Origin of the sequence: Telmatocola sphagniphila, from assembly GCF_018398935.1 — a bacterium.
Classification (GTDB): Bacteria; Planctomycetota; Planctomycetia; order Gemmatales; family Gemmataceae; genus Telmatocola; species Telmatocola sphagniphila.
This window is the reverse complement of the sequence record NZ_CP074694.1, coordinates 2,977,231-2,996,741: the sequence shown is the minus strand read 5'-3', so window position 1 is coordinate 2,996,741 and position 19,511 is coordinate 2,977,231. Positions and strand designations below refer to the sequence as shown.

Below are 19,511 nucleotides of genomic sequence, written 5' to 3'. Positions count from 1 at the left end.
GTCAAAAGTGTCTCGGAAGAACCAGAAAAATTTAACCAGTATGATCGTTGGCATTCGGATTGCGGTTTAATCTTTCTGTATCAAATGGCTTTTGATAAGGAGAATCACCATGAGGATTCAAAATGTTTTAGTCGCCGGAATCGCTGTGCTGCTATTGACCGGCTCTCAGGCCAAAGCCCAGATTGTTACTACGTATGATCCTGGAACCTACGGATATTCCTACTCTACGCCCTATTATCAGCCCTATAACTACTATTCTTATAGTAGTTATCCCGGACTCTACTATAGTGGCCCCAATTTTTCCATCGGAATAGGAAACGGTGGATATTATAACTGGGGTTATAGGCCCAGTTACCGTTGGGGGTATAATAATTTTTATCGCTCCGGCTACCGGGGTGGATTCCGCAGCGGTGGCCGTGGTTGGCGGCGCTAGTGGATTTCAGACAATTCTGGATGCGAGACTGAAAAAGTCCCGCATCTTCAATATCCTTCAGTCCTTTTTAAATTCTGCTTTGTCGATCGCATAGTGTCCGATTTTTTCAGTAACACTTCTTCGCGATAATCCACTGATCTTGGCCGTCTTGCCAACATGGCCGCGTGTTCGCCTCAATGCTTTGCGCAGGTAGCGTTTCTCAAAACTGGCAACCAATTCGGACAACTGCTCCGGTAAACTTCGTGACAGATCGACTTGCATTGCCTGTTTCGAAGAGGATATCAATCCGCTGATATCCGAAGGCAAATGTTTGGGCAAAATGAGGCCATCTCGGGCCGTGATACAGGCTCTTTCCAAGGCATTTTCCAGCTGACGCACATTACCGGGCCAGGAATAACCTTGTAGTACCTGTAAGGCTTCGGGGCTGAGCTTGGGAGGTGTCTGGCCGGTGCGAGTAAATTTCTGCGCAAAGAAGCTCGCTAGAACTGGAATATCTTCGGGCCGGTCCCGCAATGGGGGTACGTCGATGCGAATAACGTTCAGACGATAAAATAAATCTTCGCGGAACTTGCCGTCTTTTACAAGCTTTTCCAACGCTTGGTGCGTCGCTGCGACAACTCGAACATCAATTTCGACGGTTTCAGTTCCACCGATGCGCTCGAATTTTCTCTCTTGGAGCACCCGCAGGAGTTTTACTTGCATCGCCAGAGGAACATCGCCGATTTCATCCAGGAATATAGTACCCTTATGAGCCTGTTCAAAACGGCCTTTGCGCTGAGTGGTAGCCCCTGTGAAGGCTCCTTTTTCGTGTCCGAATAGTTCGCTTTCCAGAAGAGTTTCGGGCAGTGCCGCGCAATTAATTGCCACAAAGGCCCCTGGTCTCTGCTCGGCCGAGGCTTGATGAATCGCTCGGGCGATCTGCTCTTTCCCGCTACCGGTTTCGCCAATCACTAGAACGGTAGAGGAGGTCGTGGCAATTTGGCCGATCAATTCGAAAACATCGTGCATCCGCGGACTTTTCGAAATGACATTCTGAAACGAATGCCTTTGCCCGAGTTCCTGACGAAGTGATGCAACTTCATCTTGTAGGGATCTTTCCCGAAGTGCCCTTTGCACCAGCATGCAAAGATGCTGCGGGTTCGGGGGTTTTACGAGAAAATCGTAAGCGCCCATTCGCATGGCGTTTACGGCATCATTCACCCCCCCATGTCCGGTCGTCACAATGACAGTAACAGGCAATTTGCGCTGATTGATTTCTTCGATCAATTTCATGCCGTTGAGTTTCGGCATGCGAAGATCGGTTATCACCAGACTGTAATTGCGCTCCAACAGCATACTCAGTGCTGCCTGGCCATCCTCGGCGGTATCGACTTCCAGACCCAGCGATAGGCATAATAATTGCTGTTGCGATACTCTTGTATCCTCGAGATCTTCCACAACTAGTACGCGCTGAGAGATCGCAGGCTCTTTTGGGCCGGTTATCGGTTCAGGAACTTCGGTCGTCATTGTTAAAAAGTGTTGCTCGAATTAACTAGGTTTGAATCGAGAGATAGATTATTTTACCAAGGACTGTCATTAACTTCGCCAGGAAAATGGAATACAGCAATATTTTCTCCATCGAAGGGTTTACTGGATGGGTAATTCGTCCAAGAAAATGCTTGTAGTATGGTTGTTGGCCTTCGTGGCGGTGATTCTGAACTTTCTGGCGTCTCGTTCCAATATGCAGACCCTTCGCGAACACGATCAACTCGTGGCCCACACTCGCGATGTCCAGAAGGAACTTGTCGATGTTCTATCGCTCGTAAAAGATGCGGAATCGAGCCAGCGAGGTTATCAAATTACCGAACAGGATAGATATTTAGAATCTTTTGAGCGCGCCGCGAAGATGCTCGAGCTGGAGTTAACTGTACTTAAGAATTTAACCCAAGACAACCCGGAGCAGGTAGAGCGCGCTAACCAACTTGGGGAGCTTATTCAGGACAAATTAAATCTGCTGCGCAAGACCATAGCCGTTCGAAAGGCCTCTGGGGAGGTCGAGGCAGAAAAAGTTATAAAATCGGGTAGCGGTTTTAGCCTGATGAACGATGTGCAGAAACAAATTTCCGCGATGGATCGAGTCGAGGAGGATTTGTACCAGCAGCGAATTAATACGGCTGAAAACAGCTATCTGGTAGCCGCCATTACCAATATCGTCGGCGGTTTTCTGATTCTGTTTCTCGTCGGCGGGGCTTATCGATTAGTTCATAGCGAGTTGAAACATCGCAAGACTGTGGAGCGAAAATTACGCGAGACGAATCAGCATCTCGATAGTTCCCGTCAGGATATGGCGGAGACTCTTGCACAACTCGATGCATTTCTCCAGAACGCTCCGGTGGGAATTTCCTTCTTCGATCCTAACCTTCGGTACGTGAGAGCGAATCACCAAATTGCAGAAATGAACCGCCTGCCTCTGGCCGCGCACTGGGGAAAGACGCCGCGAGAACTCCGATCGGATTTTCCCGAAGAAATTCTGCAGGATTTCAAGCACTCCCTGGCCACCGGCGAACGAATTCCCGATCGGATTTTGCACATCGAACAGGAAGTATCCGGAAAGAAGCGTGTCTGGCGTTTGAGCATTTTTCCCGTTCGCGATAATCTGCAGAAGAAAATTGGGCTGGGCGTCATTGCTTTGGATATCACGGAACAATTACATACCGAACAACAGATTCGGGATAGTGAAGCCTTTTTCCGAAGCGTTCTGGAGAACAGTCCGGATTGCATCAAAATTCTCGATCGGGAAGGCCGAATTCAAGAGATGAATTCGCCGGGTCGCAAGCTCATGCAGATCGATGACTTCGAGCAGATCAAAGGTCGGCAGTGGGAAAGTATGTGGACTCCCGAGCAGCAGCAAGACGTGAAGAAAGCGTTCGATCTCGCCACCAGCGGGTCCATTGGTCGCTTCAGTGGTTCTCGGCCGACGATGAAAGGAACACCGAAGTACTGGGACGTTCAAATTGCTCCGATTCCCGGGCCCGACGGAACGCCATTTCGTTATGTCTGCGTCTCTCGGGATGTTACCGAGCATCGCAAAATTGAAGTGGAATTGCGCGAAAGTCTGGAACGGTTCCGCCTGCTGACCGAGGCGATTCCTCAGATGGTTTGGGCAACTGACGCGAGCGGTCAGGTCACTTATTATAACCGCCGCTGGATCGATCACACCGGTGTGACCGTGGAACTGGCGCGAAATCTCGGCTGGAGAGAGTTGGTGCATCCGGAGGATCTTCAAGGCATGCATGATGCTTGGGAGAAAGCCCGTCAGGCCAACTCGGACCATTACGTCAATGAGTTTCGCCTGCGCGGCAAGAGTGATCCCAATTACCGCTGGATGCTCACGAATGCGGTGGCACTTCGAGAAACCACTGGTGAGATTTCTCAGTGGGTGGGAACTATGACGGACATTCACGAACAGAAACTGCAATCTGAAGTCTTAGAGCGTCTGGTTGAGTTGAGAACTTCGGAACTCTTGAAATTGAATAGATCCCTTCAGGAGGAGGTTGAGGAAAGAAGCCGAGCCGAGGAGCGGGAAAAGAATCAGGCACGCGAACTGCGGCGAAGTAACGAGGAATTGGAAAAGTTTGCGTATGTGGCTTCCCACGATCTCCAGGAACCCCTTCGGAAAATTCAGGCGTTTGGGAATCGACTCACTCAGAAATACCAGTCAACACTGGGTGAGGAAGGGCAAAACTATATCGAGCGGATGCTGGATTCCTCGGCCCGTATGCGTCGACTGATTGATGACCTGCTGGCCTTCTCCCGAGTTACCACGAAACCGGGAAATTTCGAGATGGTCGATTTGAACCTCCTAGTCCAGGAAGTTCTCTCCGATTTGGAAGGCCGCTTGCTACAGACCGGCGGCCAAGTCATCGTGGGCAAGTTGCCAAAAATTCAAGCAGATGCCTTACAAATGCGACAACTCTTTCAAAATCTGATCGGAAATGCTTTGAAGTTTCATAAAGTCGGTGTTCCTCCTGAAGTTAACATTGCATCTCAGTTGATTGGCACAAATAGTGCTGATAATAATGATTCGGTTAAACCCGCCTGCTATAGGGTTGATATAAGTGATAACGGCATAGGCTTTGACGAAAAGTATTTGGACCGAATCTTTGAAGTATTTCAAAGGCTGCATGGACGAGATGAATATGAAGGGACCGGTGTGGGGCTGGCGATCTGTCGAAAAATAGTTGAAAGGCATCGTGGATCGATCTCCGCGAAAAGCCAGCCGGGGCAAGGAGCGACCTTCGAAGTGACTATCCCTTCGGTTCAGATTTAAGGAGCGTCCATTGGTTTTCAACTCTTCGCTCAAGGAACGAATCGTGACAATTCTTATGGCTGATGATGATCCTGATGATCGACGATTGACTCAGGAGGCATTTGCAGAGAGCCGGCTTGCCAACGATCTGCGTTTTGTCAATGATGGTGAAGAACTGATGGATTATTTGCATAGAAGAGGCAAATACAGCGACCCGGCGTCCTCCCCCATGCCGGGATTGTTGCTTCTCGATCTGAATATGCCTCGCAAGGATGGCCGCGAAGCTCTGCAGGAAATAAAAGCAGATCCCCATCTGAAAACGCTTCGCGTGGTGATCATGACGACCTCCAAGGCCGAGGAAGACATCATAAAATCCTACAATTTGTCGGCCTCTTCTTACATAACGAAGCCCGTGACCTTCGAAGGGCTCGTGGAAGTCATCAAAGTTCTGGGCAAGTATTGGCTAGAGATTGTGGAGTTGCCTCACTATGAACGGTCCAACTCCCGTAACTGATCGTCCCATCGAGATTCTGCTGATCGACGATGATGAGGACGATTACTACCTCACCAAGCAGGTCTTGAGCGACATCTCTCACGCGAGTTTCAATCTTCAATGGATCTGGAAGTTCGAAGAGGGATTTGAGGCGATCCGTCGGGGCGAGCACGACATCTACCTGCTGGACTACCGGCTAGGAGAAAAAAGCGGCCTGGAACTGCTCAAGGAGGCGCGCGCTTTGGGTTGCAAATCGCCAATCATTCTTCTGACAGGTCAAAGTAGTACGGAAATCGACTTGGCGGCCATGGATGCCGGCGCGACCGATTTTCTGGAAAAGAGCCGGTTGGAAGCTGCCGTGCTGGATAGGACGATCCGCTACGCTTTGCAGCAGCGACAATACGAAACCCAGCTTGAAAAGAAAGTGGCCGAGCGCACCGAAGAGCTAGCACGTGCAAATGAAGCGCTTCGTCTGGCCGATAAGCGCAAGGACGAATTCCTGGCCACCCTCGCTCACGAACTGCGAAATCCTCTCGCTCCGATTCGCAATGCTCTGGAAATCATGAGAATAGCGGCAGATAATCCTGCCACGATTGAAAAAGCCCGTTTAATCATGGAGAGGCAGACGCACACCTTAATCCGCCTCATAGATGACCTGTTGGATATTTCCCGCATCACCCGCAGTAAGTTGACGCTGGATCTGGACCTATTGCTAGTTCGCGAGATAATTGACCTGTCGCTGGAGACCAGCCAACCCCTCCTGGACAAAGCGGGAATCACTTTGGATCTGGAGATGCCCGAACGGGAACTCAAGGTTCGGGGAGATAGGCTGCGGCTTGCGCAGGTTTTTTCCAATTTGCTGAACAATGCCGCAAAATACACCAAGCGCGGCGGTCGAGTCTGTCTGAAGGTCACTCAAAGCGATTCGTTTGCAGCGATCTGCGTGCAGGATACGGGAGTCGGAATTCCGCCAGAGATGGTGTCCCAGATCTTCGAGCTGTTTACGCAGGTGGATCGCAGTTTAAATCGGTCGCAAGGTGGTTTAGGCATAGGCCTTTCTCTGGTGAAAAAGCTGGTGGAGATGCACGGCGGCAGCGTTCAGGCACGCAGTGAAGGAATTGAAAAAGGAACGGAAATACTCGTCAAGCTTCCATTAATTGAATGCTAATCTGGGCCGTTTTTTTAATTAATTACTTCGATACAAATTATCATTTCAGACTATTTCGCATTGAATTCATCAATTATTAATGCCGATCGGCACAAGTCCTGCTTTAGGCTTTCCCCAAGTTTTAATTGATGGAAGCACACATTTAGGAAGATGCACCATGTCCCGTACTGCTACGATGTCTCGCATGAAGAGAATTCGGAATAACGCCGCTTCCCGATCGTCTCGGGTGGAGGCGCTCAATTCTGCTCCGCCGACGAAATTAGAGATTCTCGGGCGTTTAAATGCGGAATTTCTCCGAGCCTGTCAGGAAATCTATGCTTTTGCGGTATTTGCAGAAAGATTTGCTGCCCACCCCGTGCATGCGGTTGAACTTTCGGAACGAGGGCAACAAGCAATTCTGCACGCCTTCCAGTTAGGCGATACGATTCTTAATCTCCAAGGGCAAATCCAGAACGAAATCGATGAAGATCATGCCGTGGAAGAGGCTTATCAGGTCGCACAAAAAAGCTGGGAAAATGAGACGTGTGAAAAGTTGCGGGAACGAGCCAGTGAGCTGATTTTGTTCGGAGAAGTGCGTCTGGCGATTCGGTTGATTCGACTTTGCAGCGCCCGACGCTCGCTGTCCTCGCTTTACTCTTTGTTAGAGAATGCGGAACCGGGATTAACCTCCACTTTAGTGCAGAAGTCCCTTCAATTGGGAAGCAACGGCCATTAATCGGCCATTTATTCAGCCCTTTTAGCAGCGCGATGTCTTCCCGTTGTTGAGAATTGGGTTGCGCTAGCCATTTAATAATCGGACTTCAGAAATCTTAAATGGCTGTCGCATCGCAGTTTTCTCCGTCGAAAATATATATTTATTTAATTCGGATATTAATTTTGCTTTGGCACATGATCTGCCGTAAGCTAATCGTCCGCCCAGTATTTGGGGATTAAAAGATGTCACCGACACGCATGTCCACGAAGGCTTCGCCATTTCTATCACCCAAATCTCAAGAAGAGTCTGTTGTGGACGAACGCGAAAAATTCTCCCCGGCAGAGTTCGTACAAAGAAAGCTGCAGGATTTGCTACCTAAGCGGACCATTCTCGTCGGCAGCATGCGAACTAATCGCGTAGTACATCGCTATGGAAGTCCGGTTAGCACTTATTAAATTTGGTTCTGAACTCCTCTCCCGTTTGACTCTTAAGTCAAAATCCTTAACTAGTTCGAATGCAGGTATTGCATACTTCTTTGGCATCGACGTTGCACTCTTGATAGGAATACGTCTTGAATTGCGAGACGATATTTTTTTCGAGGAAGCAACGAGATGACCACGAACATCACGACATCCGGCCTGGATTCTTCAATTGATACCGATCAGCAGAAGTGTGACACGGATCGCATGAATAAGCTGCTGCGCGGGGAATTGTCCGCAGTGGCCGCTTATGAGCAGGCGATCAGTAAGTTTGAAGACCTCGCCATTCAGAAGGAATTGAGCCGCATTCGCGCCGAGCACAGTCAGGCGGTGACTTCGTTGCAGCAGCGCATCCAGCAGTTCGGTGGGAAGCCTGAGGACAGTGCAGGGGCTTGGGGCAGTTTTACTTCCGCGGTTACCGAAACGGCTAAGGTCATCGGACCAAAAACGGTTCTGGCGGCCTTGAAGCGAGGCGAAGAACTTGGTATCGGCGACTACGAGGATGCCATTGAAAATTCGGAAATCAGTCAGTCTTGTAAAACGCTGCTGCAATCGAAGTTCTTGCCGGCCTGTCGGAAGCATGTTCTCGAACTAGATCATTTGATCCCTCGGGTATAATGTCCTTTAAGGTCGGGTGCTCTCCAGTAGCACTCGACCCTGGTTGCGAGTTGATCGCGGCGCTGGCCGCGATTGCATTAGGCCGTTAATCCATTTTTGCCATGTAAAGATTCTTCTGGATTCCAGTAATTCTTCGAAATTTATAGATCGTCGCTATCCCCAATTTTGATCGCGATATGGGTCTCGATTAAATGTTTTACTTTTCTTGCCCCCGCTGCTACTTTCCTTACCGTTCGGAGCACTCGCCGAAGGGCAAGATCCTGACGTGTCCCAAATGTCGAGTCAAATTTCGCGTTTCCGATGTGGATGGCGTGGTTCGCAGTCATTTGGCTCCTGCGTCCAATACCCAGGATACCCAAAGCGAGATGGTGATGAATTCCTCCCAACTCACGGAAGTATCCTCCACCACGCAGACATCTACCGCAGCTTCGAGTTTCTTTCGGGCAAAAAAAATCCGGCGTTCATTCATTCGCGACCAATGGACTCCTAACGCTTCCGACAAATCCAAAATTCTTTATCGAGCTGGCTGCGCGTTCATTTTCTTCGTCTGGTTTTTGATATTGCGAGCCCTTTTCCTCTATATTTTCCAGGGATAAGCTTACTTCGATCGCAATTCTGAAATCTTCGTCTTTAGGCTAATCCGCAATATACTCTTCATTTAACGAAGTTTCTTAAACCAATGAGTGCTCATCATGCACTGCGTTTTACTGTCGCCAATTCTGTTCCATTTCGTTTTCTCTGTCACTAACGTCGGGAATGCACCCCCTGAAACGAAAGATCTCGTCGGCATCTGGGAAGGCCCCTTGCGAGTCGGCTCGCAGGAGTTACGCCTGGTGTTCGTTGTTGAAGAAAAGGAAGGAAAGTTGATTTCAAAAATGGATAGCCCGGATCAAGGGGCGAAAAACCTCGAGGTGGAAAAGACCAAATTCGAAGCGGGAGAAGTGCAATTCGATCTGGTGAAATTTAAGATTCGATTCGCGGGTAAGATGAGCGTCGACAAGAAATCCATTCCTGGAAAATTCAGTCAGTCGGGAAAAGATTTCCCTTTGGATTTAAAACGCGTTGACAAGATTCTGGAAGTCCGGCGTCCCCAGACCCCTAAAAAACCCTTCCCCTACAAGGAAGTGGAGGTGGTGATCGAGAATAAGAAGACCAAGGACGTGAAGCTGGCCGGAACACTCACTCTGCCACCCGAGAAGGGCCCCTTCGCCGCCGCAATTTTGATTACAGGCTCGGGGCCACAAGATCGGGACGAAACTCTTCTGGGGCATAAACCCTTTGCCGTGATTGCCGATTTTCTGACTCGAAAAGGGATCGCGGTTCTACGCTGCGATGATCGTGGTGTTGCCAAGTCCACAGGTAAACATTCTGAAGCAACGACCGCCGATTTCGTCACCGACATCGAAGCCTGTTTCGAATATTTGAAGACCCGGCCCGAACTCGATCCGAAAAAAATTGGATTGATAGGGCACAGTGAAGGCGGACTGATCGGTCCATCCGTGGCCGCGCAGAATCCCGATGTGGCGTTCGTCATCATGCTTGCCGGTCCAGGTGTGCCGGGTGATGAAATTCTTCTCGAACAAGGGGATTTAATAGCTAATGCCATGGGACAAGCTCCAGATTTTCGAAAAGTGACCCGCGATTTGAATATCCGATTGTTTCAGGCGATCAAAGCGGGACAGGATGAACAGGCCCTCATGAAACTGGTGGATGAGGCTTTCAATGCTCTTTCTGAAGAAGATAGAAAGAAAGTTACCGAAGATTTCAAAAAGGAGCTCCAGAAAGGGGTGAAGAAACTGGTTTCTCCCTGGTTTCGATACTTCATTAAATTCGATCCCCGACCCACCTTGCAGAAAGTAAAATGTCCGGTCCTGGCTCTCAATGGTGAACGCGATTTGCAGGTATCGCCGAAACAGAACTTGCCCGAGATCGAAAAAGCATTGAAAGCTTCCGGTAATCCCGACGTGACTTGCCGAAGCTTTCCGCAGCTGAACCATCTATTTCAGAAATGCCAAAAAGGGGCTCCGAGCGAGTATGCCAAAATTGAGGAAACCTTCAGCCCGGAAGTTCTCGATGTGATCGGGGAATGGATTCTGAAGCGCACCCAGCCTTAAGCTATTAGCACTTTTGCAGAGCGATTTTACGGTTGATCTTGACCGAAAATGGAGAATGTGCTCTCTAGATCAGTGAAAGTCGGGAGGGCACCTTTTGCCCTCCTACCGTTTCCACTCGTCGCCAGGATGGTTGAGCGATGGATATTCTTCCGAGTACAATCCTTCATGATATCTTCGACCCGGCCCAGGGTTGGAGTTATACTCCTGAGCAAGTCCCCATTCAGAAGCTCGTAGCCTCGGATGGTTCGAGCTATTATCTCGTCAAAGTCGATGAGATTGAAATAGAAGCATTCTGCCAGACTCACTGGAAAGAGGGGACTCATCGTTCGGCACCAGCCGGGCGGTTGGTGGCGCTGACGACTTTTAAGAACGTTAAACTAACTGATGCAAGCGCTCTCTTAAAAGGTGCGTTCAGTGCGCGGGGTCTCCCTTCGTTCGGGTTGGACAATCAGGGACGCATTACACTTCAAGCGGCATTTCCCTGCGGCGCGGGATTTCCAGTGGATCTTGCCAGAAAACAACTACTGGTTTGCATGGGGATCGTCGCGGAGGAAGCGACCGATCTCCTGGCCGCCTGGACTAAGAATGCACTTCCTGCGGAGCCGGAGTGGAAGCCGAGTTTGCCGATTCGAGCCAATGCGAAACCCTATCCGCCACTGCCCACGACTTCGGCTCCGACACTCTCTCCCGTTGGGACTCCGTTTCTGCCGAGCTACAATCCCGCCGCTTTCCCACCAATGAATTTTAGCTTCCCCGGCTATCCGCCATCTCCACAAGCCGAGGAGAAGAAGAGTGAGTTTGACTGGAAAACCGCCAAGAATGTCGCTTCGGTTGCCGGCTCTTTTTTGAAAGCTTTTCTCGGATAAAAATAAAGAATCGCCGACTCATTGAGTCCGCTCTCCCAATCGGAATACCGGATAATTCTCGGGCTGTAGTCTCTCCGGGAAAAAAAACGCGATTTTGACTTTTCTGATTTCAAACAATTTCAATTAGAATGAAAGGGAGAAGATCGTCCGCACGCCAGAATAGTTGAAACTCTCCGCTACTTTATTTGGAACATCTCATGAAGTATCCCCGACTGCTTGACACCAGAATCTTGATCGCCGTTTTGAGCTTTTGGTCGCCCTATTGGACGCAATCTCTTCTTGCCGAGGATCCGCCACTCAACTTCCCGGAGCCCAAACCGTTGGTTCCCGGGGCGAAGGTTGTCACGCTCTGGCCATAAGGGTCGCCTCAGCTGAAACCGCTGGCGGGTTACGATAAGCCGGAACAGTTCAATACCCCCAAGAATAATCCCAATCGAGTGAACTCGGTGGAGAATATCCACAATCCATCGATAGAAGTTCATCTGGCTCCCGCTGATAAAGCGAACGGCACGGCCGTGATAGTGATCGCGGGCGGTGGGAACAAAACTTGTAACGTCGGAAATGAAGGAGTCGATATTGCCGATTGGCTCAACAGCCAGGGAATTCATGCTTTTATCGAACGGTATCGGCTGCGGCCTTACGATTCCACCAAGGATGCCCTGGCGGATACGCAACAGTCCATTCGTATGGTGCGATCCCGTGCGAAAGAATGGGGGGTCGACCCGAAGCGCGTCGGCGTGATGGGGTTTTCCGCGGGCGGCGAACAGGCGGCCTGGGTGACCTTACGGTTCGATGCCGGGAATCCTCAGGCGGCCGATCCTGTGGAGCGCGAGAGTTGTCGTCCTGATTTTTCGGTGCTCATTTATGCGGGATGGCTGAAGATGGATATGACGAAGGTTCCCAAGAATGCACCTCCCACTTTTTTGACGAGTGCCGGCCTCGACGATGCTTTCCATGCCCGCCAAACGGTGGAGTTTTACGATGCATTATTCAAAGCAAATATTCCCGTGGAGTTGCACATCTACGGCCATGGGGGGCATGGCGGGGCAATCAGCCCCAGAAAGGGAATTCCCTTTGGTACCTGGCATTTGAGATTCCTTGATTGGGCGAAGGATCTGGAATTGTTGAATTCCAAATTGAAATCCTAACAAGTGGTTTCGCAGACAGTTGGATAGAGAGTTAGTGCTGACTCCAATCGCCGGTTGGCGGGGCTTCTTGGCGAAGCCCAAGTGCCCTGAATGGAGACAATTATGCGTCGATTATCCATTGTATTTTTGATCGCCGTTGCTACGCCGATTTGGGCGTATCCCCCTCCTCCTAAACCGAACGCGAATCTCATTCGCGGATGGGGTATTTTCGTCGATCCAGATAAAGATTGCCGCTGCACCGAAGAGAAGGGAATACTTGCCCTCGTTATTCCCGCCAAAAATCATGATTTCAGTTTCAGATATAATTCAACGCGCACCAATGCTCCTCGGGTACTGCAATCGGCCCATGGGGATTTTAAGCTTCAGGTGAAAGTTCAGGAATTCAGTGCTCCGAAAGAAGAGACGAGTACTGAAGGGGGAACTCGCATTCAATCGGGTTTCTCTGCCGGGCTACTGATCTGGAAAGATGAAAAAAACTTCCTGCGACTGGATCGCTTTATGAGTTCCAACTCGATAAAGCCGAGCATTCGCGTCACGGCCTATCAGGAGGGACGAACGACTCCCGGTCGAAGAGCGATGGTTGCCGACAGTGTCACCTTGTTCCAGATCAAGCGAATCGGGAAGAAAATCACCATGGAGTATAAAGACCCCGATAACGATACCGAATGGGTAGCTATCGATCGCCCGGTTGTGGAGTTTTCCGGGGAACTTCAAGTCGGGGTCACAGCGGCTAATACAGGGAGCGAGGCCTTCACGGTGAAATTTGAAGGCCTGAAATTTGAAGAAAAGTAACCCTTTCAGGGGATTTGAAAAGCTTCTTTCAAGCACTGCAAAGCTTCCTTCCCGCGTGCTAATTCGACCATCACACTGACGCACACTTCGCTCGTTGTAATCAAGCTGATATTGATTCCCTTTTGAGCAAGGGCACCGAACATCGTGCGGGCGACTCCCGTGTGCGTTCGCATACCGACGCCGAATACGAAGAGTACGGCGATATCGGAGTCACCCGCCACGCTGATCTTCGGATCGATTGCTCGAACGACATCCTGGGTTCGAATCAAAGCCCGCCGTAAATCACTCTTGGGAACCGTAAAGGAAATTTCCGCCTGATCGACTGCGGTCAGGTTTTGCACGATCGTTTCGACGCTGATGCCGGCCGCTGCAACCGCTTGAAACACCCGTGAGCAGTTGCCCGGCTTATCGGGCAGCCCGGAAATGGTGATTCGGCCGTACTCATCATCCAGCGAAACGCCACTGATGACGATGTCTTCCATCCCGGCCAATCGGGAGGTAGCCTGGGCGAGATCCCGAACCGCATCTCCAATGCGATGATCCGGGCGGGATTTGAATTCCTCTAGAATCTGCTCGCCATTGACGCCGGCACCCGGCCGGGGGCTCTGCAAATTGAACGCGCTGTGCACGGCTTTCAGTGCTTTTGCTCCATCGGCTTTCTCCACGAGTACCGAAATTTTGATGTCGCCAGTTGTGATCATTTTCATGTTCACATTTTCGGCGGCCAAAGCGGCAAACATCTTCTCCGCAACGCCGGTGTGAGTTCGCATGCCCGTGCCGACAATAGAAACTTTACTGACGTCTTCCACCGTGCGAATCACGGCCCCAAGTTCGTCGACCAGTGGTTTCAAGGTGGCCAGTGTGAGATTCAAATCGTTCCGCAGGACCGTGAAGCCTATCGAGGCTTTGCCGCCACTTCCAAAACTCTGGCCGATCATATCGACCGCGATGCTCTGGGAAGCGATCAGCGAGAAGAGTCGGTGGCTGACCCCAGGTTTATCCGGTACACCGTCAATCAATATTCGGGTTTCATCCTTGGCGATGGCTACTCCGCACACAACCACCTGCTTCATCCACTCCGTCTCGGGAACGATCCAGGTACCTTCGGCATCGCTGAAAGAACTGCGTACCATGAGCGGGACGTCGTATTTCTTGGCAAATTCGATGCTTCGGCTATGCATCACCCCCGCGCCCATGCTGGCGAGTTCCAGCATTTCGTCGTAACTGATTGCATCCATCTTGCGAGCTTCAGGAACGAGACGAGGATCGGTCGTGTATACGCCATCGACGTCTGTGTATATCTCGCATTCCACCCGACGTTCTTCTTCCTTGGCCGTGGCATCGTGCTTCAAAACGGCGGCCAAGGCCACGGCGGTCGTATCGGATCCACCCCGACCCAACGTGGTAATATCGTATTTTTCGTCCACTCCCTGAAAACCGGCCACTATGGCGATTTTGCCTTCGCGGAGTGCCTCGCGGATACGTTCGGTCGAAATCTCGCGGATGCGAGCTTTGGTGTGCGTGCTGTCAGTTCGGATACCGATCTGCACGCCCGTGAAGCTGATAGCCGGTTCGCCCATTTCGTGGATAGCCATGGCCATCAGGGCCACGGAGATTTGCTCTCCGGTGGAAAGGAGCATGTCCATTTCCCGGGCGGGTGGTTGTTCAGTAATCTCTTGAGCCAGCGCGATGAGATCGTCGGTGGTGTCTCCCCGAGCGGAAACGACCATGACTACCTGGTCCCCGGCCTGTTTGGCTCGTACCGCTCGTCGGGCGGCCGCTTTAATGCGTTCCGCGGTCGCTACACTCGAACCCCCAAATTTCTGAACGATCACTGACACCGCTGAACCCTCAAATTTGCAAAAAACCCATTGAATAGACTATGTTATTCGGAAATCATCGCCACTTGCGAATTCCCCTCGTTGTCGGATATTCTCGTGACTAGAATAATATTTGTTGATCAGCCCGCCGGTTTTCGCGATTATGCCGATAGTGGTGTCCAATAGCGGCAAAAGAGTAACTTCCAGCCTACCCATTCAACCTGGTTGTTTTACAGAAGGATCCCATCCCGTGCTTCGTTCCCTTTTAATACCCTTCGCATTCCTGATTTTCAGCGGAAATCTTTACTCGCAGGAAAAATGGAAATACATTCCCAAATCAAGCCGTCAGGAGACGATTCGGGCAACCTTAAAAGCCAATGGTCTGCCCGATCTGGAAGGCAAGTGGTACTGGATCGGGCCGTTCGATAACACCGAGAACCAGGGATTTGAAAAAGAATATCCTCCCGAGAAGGAAATCGATCTCACGAAAAAGTACGCAGGGAAGAAGGGGACAATCCAGTGGAAGGAACTCTCCAAGTTTCCTCTGGGAACCGTCTATGATCTGAAAAAACTGATTCCCGATAGCGATGATACAGTTGTCTACCTCTACCAGGAGATTGAACTCAAAGGGAAAGATCCTGAGTTGATCCCCCTGAAGCTAGGTAGCGACGACTCTCTTTCGGTGTGGGTGAATGGCAAGCGACTTCTCCACGGCGACTATGTGCGACCTTGCCAACCGGATCAGGATGAGGTCGAACTCGCCTTAAAGCCCGGGAAAAATCAACTCCTGCTCAAAGTGGGGAATGCCGCCGGGGATTTCGCCGTTTACGTGAATCCGGAACTGCCAAAATCCGCGCCCGGCGAGATCAAGAATCGCCTCGCGGCGGCTTTCGGTGCTTCCTCCTCCGCAAATTTCTCGGCCGCTTCCGCAGAAGCCCAGCATTATCGCATGGTCACCATCCAGCAACCGGCCGATTGCGTCCTCGAAGTCGGTGGGCTCGGCTTCCGGCCGGATGGAAAACTTCTGGCCTGCACGCGTCGAGGCGAAGTGTGGTTGATTCACAATCCTCTCGAAGAAGACCAGAGCAAATTGAAGATGACGCGATTTGCGACCGGGTTGCACGAATCGCTCGGACTCCATGTGGAAAGTAATTCCGTCGTCTATGTCTGCCAGCGACCCGAATTGACCAAATTGATCGACCATAGTGGAACCGGCGTCGCAGATGAGTTTGTGACCATCTGCGATAAGTGGGGCTGCTCGGGCGATTATCACGAGTTTGTCTTCGGGCCAGCTCGCGATAAAGACGGCAATTTCTTCATCACGCTCAACGTTGGATTTGGCGGCGGCCACCAGGCGAAATCTCCCTGGCGCGGCTGGGCGGTGAAGGTCTCGCCCAGTGGCGATATGGAACCCTACGCTTACGGCCTACGTTCACCCAACGGCGTGAACTTCAGCCCCGAAGGGGAACTGTTCTACACCGATAATCAGGGCGAATGGGTGGCGACCAATAAGTTGCACCACTTGAAGAAGGGGGAATTTTACGGCCATCAGGCAAGTCTGGTCTGGTTGAAGGATTCTCAGTTTATCAAGAATGCCTCGGACAAAGTTCCCAGTGGTATGCTCTACGATGGTCAGAAGGGCAAAGCGGCCAACGCTCCTTCGGGTTTCCCGAATCTGACGCCTCCCTGCGTCTGGTTTCCATACGGTCGTATGGGGCAGTCCGTCACCGAACCGATCTGGGATACGACGGGCGGAAAATTCGGCCCTTTCACGGGACAGATTTTTGTTGGAGATCAAACCAAGTCGACAATTATGCGAGTGACTCTTGAAAAAGTGAATGGTAACTATCAGGGAGCTTGCTATCCGTTCCGCAGCGGTTTCCAGTGCGGCGTGAATCGTCTCGCATTTGCCTCAGATGGCAGCATTTTTGCCGGTCAGACCAATCGCGGTTGGGGGTCGGTCGGCGGTAAACCCTATGGACTCCAGCGATTGATATATACAGGTGTTCTGCCATTCGAAATCCACGAACTTCATTTGCTCAAAGAAGGGTTTGAATTCACCTTCACCAAACCACTGGATGCCGCAACGGCTTCCAAACCGGAAAACTTCAGTGTGAAATCCTTTACGTACGAATATCACTCGGCGTATGGCTGCGATGAAATGGATACGCGAGCCGAGAAGGTCGAATCGGTCAAGGTGGCGGAGGATCGGAAGAGCGTTCGCATTAGCGTACCCAATCTGAAAAAAGGCCGGCTTTATGACTTTCATCTGAAGGATATCAAATCCGAAAAAGGCGATTCCCTGGTTCACGAAGACGCCTACTACACTCTGAATGAGCTCAAATGATCTTCGATATTGCCTTGAGCGATCCTCGACATCCGCTTCATGTTTTCCACATGGAAAAGGCGATCGAGGAAGCTCGAATCGCGGCCGATGAGGACGAGGTTCCCATCGGGGCCGTCATCGTTCATCCGGAGCGGGGCATCATCGCCCAGGCCCACAATCAACGCGAGCAACTTAAGGATCCCACGGCACATGCGGAAATGATCGCCATCACCCAGGCAGCCCGGACTTTGGATTCCTGGCGTTTGAATGAGTGCCTGCTCTATGTAACGCTCGAACCTTGTCCGATGTGTGCCGGGGCGATCGTGCAGGCTCGAATTCCGCACGTCATTTTTGGAGCGGCGGATGCTAAAGCCGGAGCCTGCGAAACTCTTTATCAAATTACAAGTGACCCGCGACTGAACCATCGATGTCAGGTGCTCGGTCATGTGATGTCCGAGATTTGTGCCGGGCTACTCAGCGACTTCTTTCAATCGAAGCGCCGTCTGGGAAAAAAATGAAACCGCGGGCCGGATAAAGCGTCTAAACCGTAAGATCGTTGCGTTTGACAGACCTCCAATAGTCTGAGTAAAAATGCTGCTTCCCTTATGACAAAATCGCGGGTATCTTTGAAAGTTGACGCTTGATTGACATCCGACCCGGCACAGGGGCATCCATGCAACGGCTAATTCTCAGCGCTATCGCCAGTTGTCTCATACTCTCTTCGGTCAATGCCCAGTCGACGCCTACAACAGCGGATTGGGATCGTTTGCACCTCCGCCAAAATTGGACGGCCTTCGTTCCCATCGAAAATCGATCGGACAGCCTTCAGAAGATTCAACTTTTCGATAACGATCTGTTCGTACAGAATGCCTCGGGCATCTTATATAAATTGGATGTCCGATCGGGATCCCAGGTATGGCGTTATGATCCTCCGTTGCCACGGCGAGCGATTTATCCGGTGGCCGTTAACGAAAAAATCGTCTTCTTCATTAACTCCACAAACCTGATCTTTCTCGATCGCGCAACCGGCCGAGTGCTCTTTAACGTGGAACTAGGAGCAATTCCTTCGTCCGGGCCTACGGCCGATAGCGACCGGGTATTCATACCGCTGATCACCAATAAAGTCGTGGCGTATAAGTTCGTTGATCTGAAGAGCCATACTGCGATTCGCAATATCCCGCAAGAGGCCGCCCGCGGCACTCAAGAAACCCTCTCTGTCGGAGTTTTCGAACAATTGGCCTCTTCGGGGAATAGAACACCTTCAATTTCGGTGCTACAAAGTCTGCGACCTCCTTTCAAAATTCCAGGCATTGACGGTAGCCCGTCGCTGTCGGTCACCCATAAGGTTTATCCACCCTATACCCTGGAAGGTGGTAATGCCACCCCCTCTATCGTAATGGTGAATAACCTTAGTACTCTGTCGGATCTCTCCGAGAACAAGGATCGTACAGAACCCGAAAAGATCTGGACCCGGAATGTTCGCTATCGGATTACCTTCCCTGTGATTAGCGTGCAAGCGGTGAATACCATCGTCCTTCCCAGCCAGGTTGGGGACATCTACATGACCCCGAACACCAGTCCGGATAGCAAGTTTAATTTCAAAACCGATGCGGAAATCACCGCCGGGCTGGGATTGGACCAGTTCGAAATTTACATCCCTACTGCCGACACCTACTTGTATGCTTACGACATCAAGCTCGGGGCTTTAATGTGGAGGCAACCTGCGGGGGGAGAAGTTCTTAAGACTCCTTATGTGACGGAAGATTCAATCTATGTGGTTGGTGGGAATGCCGGGTTGCGGCGGTTGGATCGCAGAACCGGCAAGACTGTCTGGCCAGCTGGTGGTAGCGTGCGAATGAACTTAGCCAAAGTGCCAGGGGATGAAGTTCTAGCCGTCAACTCCAAGTATGTTTATGCCGCCGATAGCAAGAATCGACTGCACGTGGTGGATCGCCTTCGCGGGCTCGACCTCTCGAGCATCAGTCTCGGTACGCTTAACATTACTTACTCCAATGATCAGGATGATCGCTTGATCCTCGCGGACAGCAATGGAAAAATTGTCTGTCTGGAAGATAAAGACATTCGCGTTCCCGTTCGAGTTAAAAAAGAACCGCCGAAACCAGTCGTCGAAACTTTCGTTGTTCCGGAACCCAAGAAGGAAATGCCCAAACCTCCTGAGAAAAAGGCACCGGAACCCAAGAGCAAAAAGGACGATGCCAAGAAGGATGAAGCGGAAAAGAAAGACGCGGACCCGAATAAGAATTAATCTAAA

Annotated in this window: 17 protein-coding genes; 14 read left to right on the top strand and 3 right to left on the bottom strand. The window is 50.9% G+C overall.

Annotation, left to right across the window (positions count from 1 at the left end; genetic code table 11):
* Positions 1–490 precede the first annotated feature (490 nt).
* Entirely contained in the window at positions 491–1,939 is a 1,449-nt protein-coding gene (locus KIH39_RS11885; protein WP_213499686.1) for a sigma-54-dependent transcriptional regulator, read from the bottom strand.
* Positions 1,940–2,066: 127 nt separating this feature from the next.
* Here KIH39_RS11885 and KIH39_RS11880 point away from each other — a divergent pair, with 127 nt between their 5' ends.
* The 6 genes from KIH39_RS11880 to KIH39_RS11855 all read left to right on the top strand — a co-directional run bounded on the left by KIH39_RS11880 (position 2,067) and on the right by KIH39_RS11855 (position 8,173).
* Positions 2,067–4,742: a PAS domain-containing protein gene (locus KIH39_RS11880; protein WP_213499683.1), complete on the top strand. Its 2,676-nt coding sequence runs from the start codon at positions 2,067–2,069 to the stop codon at positions 4,740–4,742.
* Positions 4,743–4,797: 55 nt separating this feature from the next.
* Positions 4,798–5,235, top strand: coding sequence for a response regulator (locus KIH39_RS11875; protein WP_213500388.1), 438 nt, complete (start codon positions 4,798–4,800; stop codon positions 5,233–5,235).
* Entirely contained in the window at positions 5,210–6,382 is a 1,173-nt protein-coding gene (locus tag KIH39_RS11870; protein WP_213499681.1) for a sensor histidine kinase, read from the top strand. Before KIH39_RS11875 ends, KIH39_RS11870 begins: the two co-directional genes overlap by 26 nt.
* Before the next feature lie 157 nt (positions 6,383–6,539).
* On the top strand, positions 6,540–7,097 hold the full coding sequence (locus tag KIH39_RS11865; protein ID WP_213499679.1) for a hypothetical protein: 558 nt from the start codon (positions 6,540–6,542) through the stop codon (positions 7,095–7,097).
* A gap of 221 nt (positions 7,098–7,318) precedes the next feature.
* Positions 7,319–7,531 carry a hypothetical protein gene (locus KIH39_RS11860; RefSeq protein WP_213499677.1) on the top strand — a complete coding sequence of 71 codons (213 nt, stop codon included), beginning with the start codon at positions 7,319–7,321 and terminating at the stop codon, positions 7,529–7,531.
* A gap of 156 nt (positions 7,532–7,687) precedes the next feature.
* Positions 7,688–8,173: a DUF2383 domain-containing protein gene (locus KIH39_RS11855; protein WP_213499675.1), complete on the top strand. Its 486-nt coding sequence runs from the start codon at positions 7,688–7,690 to the stop codon at positions 8,171–8,173.
* Positions 8,174–8,495: 322 nt separating this feature from the next.
* On the opposite strand, the gene KIH39_RS11850 is transcribed toward KIH39_RS11855, so the two are convergent.
* Positions 8,496–8,642, bottom strand: coding sequence for a hypothetical protein (locus KIH39_RS11850; RefSeq protein WP_213499673.1), 147 nt, complete (start codon positions 8,640–8,642; stop codon positions 8,496–8,498).
* 223 nt (positions 8,643–8,865) lie between these two features.
* On the opposite strand from KIH39_RS11850, the gene KIH39_RS11845 reads away from it, so the two are divergent.
* The 5 genes from KIH39_RS11845 (at position 8,866) to KIH39_RS11825 (ending at position 13,093) form a co-directional block, all read left to right on the top strand.
* Positions 8,866–10,287, top strand: a complete 1,422-nt coding sequence (locus KIH39_RS11845; RefSeq protein WP_213499670.1) for an alpha/beta hydrolase family protein — start codon at positions 8,866–8,868, stop codon at positions 10,285–10,287.
* A 137-nt stretch (positions 10,288–10,424) separates the two neighbouring features.
* Entirely contained in the window at positions 10,425–11,153 is a 729-nt protein-coding gene (locus KIH39_RS11840) for a hypothetical protein (protein WP_213499669.1), read from the top strand.
* A gap of 197 nt (positions 11,154–11,350) precedes the next feature.
* Positions 11,351–11,512, top strand: coding sequence for a hypothetical protein (locus tag KIH39_RS11835; protein ID WP_213499667.1), 162 nt, complete (start codon positions 11,351–11,353; stop codon positions 11,510–11,512).
* A gap of 87 nt (positions 11,513–11,599) precedes the next feature.
* Complete coding sequence (locus KIH39_RS11830; protein WP_213499665.1) at positions 11,600–12,301, top strand: alpha/beta hydrolase; 702 nt, start codon at positions 11,600–11,602, stop codon at positions 12,299–12,301.
* A 102-nt stretch (positions 12,302–12,403) separates the two neighbouring features.
* A complete protein-coding gene (locus KIH39_RS11825) occupies positions 12,404–13,093 on the top strand; it encodes a DUF1349 domain-containing protein (protein ID WP_213499663.1) in 690 nt (229 codons plus the stop codon).
* A gap of 5 nt (positions 13,094–13,098) precedes the next feature.
* Here KIH39_RS11825 and KIH39_RS11820 read toward each other — a convergent pair whose 3' ends face one another.
* Positions 13,099–14,934 carry an aspartate kinase gene (locus KIH39_RS11820; RefSeq protein WP_213499661.1) on the bottom strand — a complete coding sequence of 612 codons (1,836 nt, stop codon included), beginning with the start codon at positions 14,932–14,934 and terminating at the stop codon, positions 13,099–13,101.
* Positions 14,935–15,163: 229 nt separating this feature from the next.
* Here KIH39_RS11820 and KIH39_RS11815 point away from each other — a divergent pair, with 229 nt between their 5' ends.
* From KIH39_RS11815 to KIH39_RS11805, 3 genes are all read left to right on the top strand, one after another.
* Positions 15,164–17,260 carry a hypothetical protein gene (locus tag KIH39_RS11815; protein ID WP_213499659.1) on the top strand — a complete coding sequence of 699 codons (2,097 nt, stop codon included), beginning with the start codon at positions 15,164–15,166 and terminating at the stop codon, positions 17,258–17,260.
* Positions 17,257–17,757, top strand: a complete 501-nt coding sequence (gene tadA, locus KIH39_RS11810; RefSeq protein WP_213499657.1) for a tRNA adenosine(34) deaminase TadA — start codon at positions 17,257–17,259, stop codon at positions 17,755–17,757. The genes KIH39_RS11815 and tadA overlap by 4 nt, the downstream gene beginning before the upstream one ends.
* A gap of 155 nt (positions 17,758–17,912) precedes the next feature.
* On the top strand, positions 17,913–19,505 hold the full coding sequence (locus KIH39_RS11805; RefSeq protein ID WP_213499655.1) for a PQQ-binding-like beta-propeller repeat protein: 1,593 nt from the start codon (positions 17,913–17,915) through the stop codon (positions 19,503–19,505).
* The last annotated feature ends 6 nt before the right edge of the window (positions 19,506–19,511 follow it).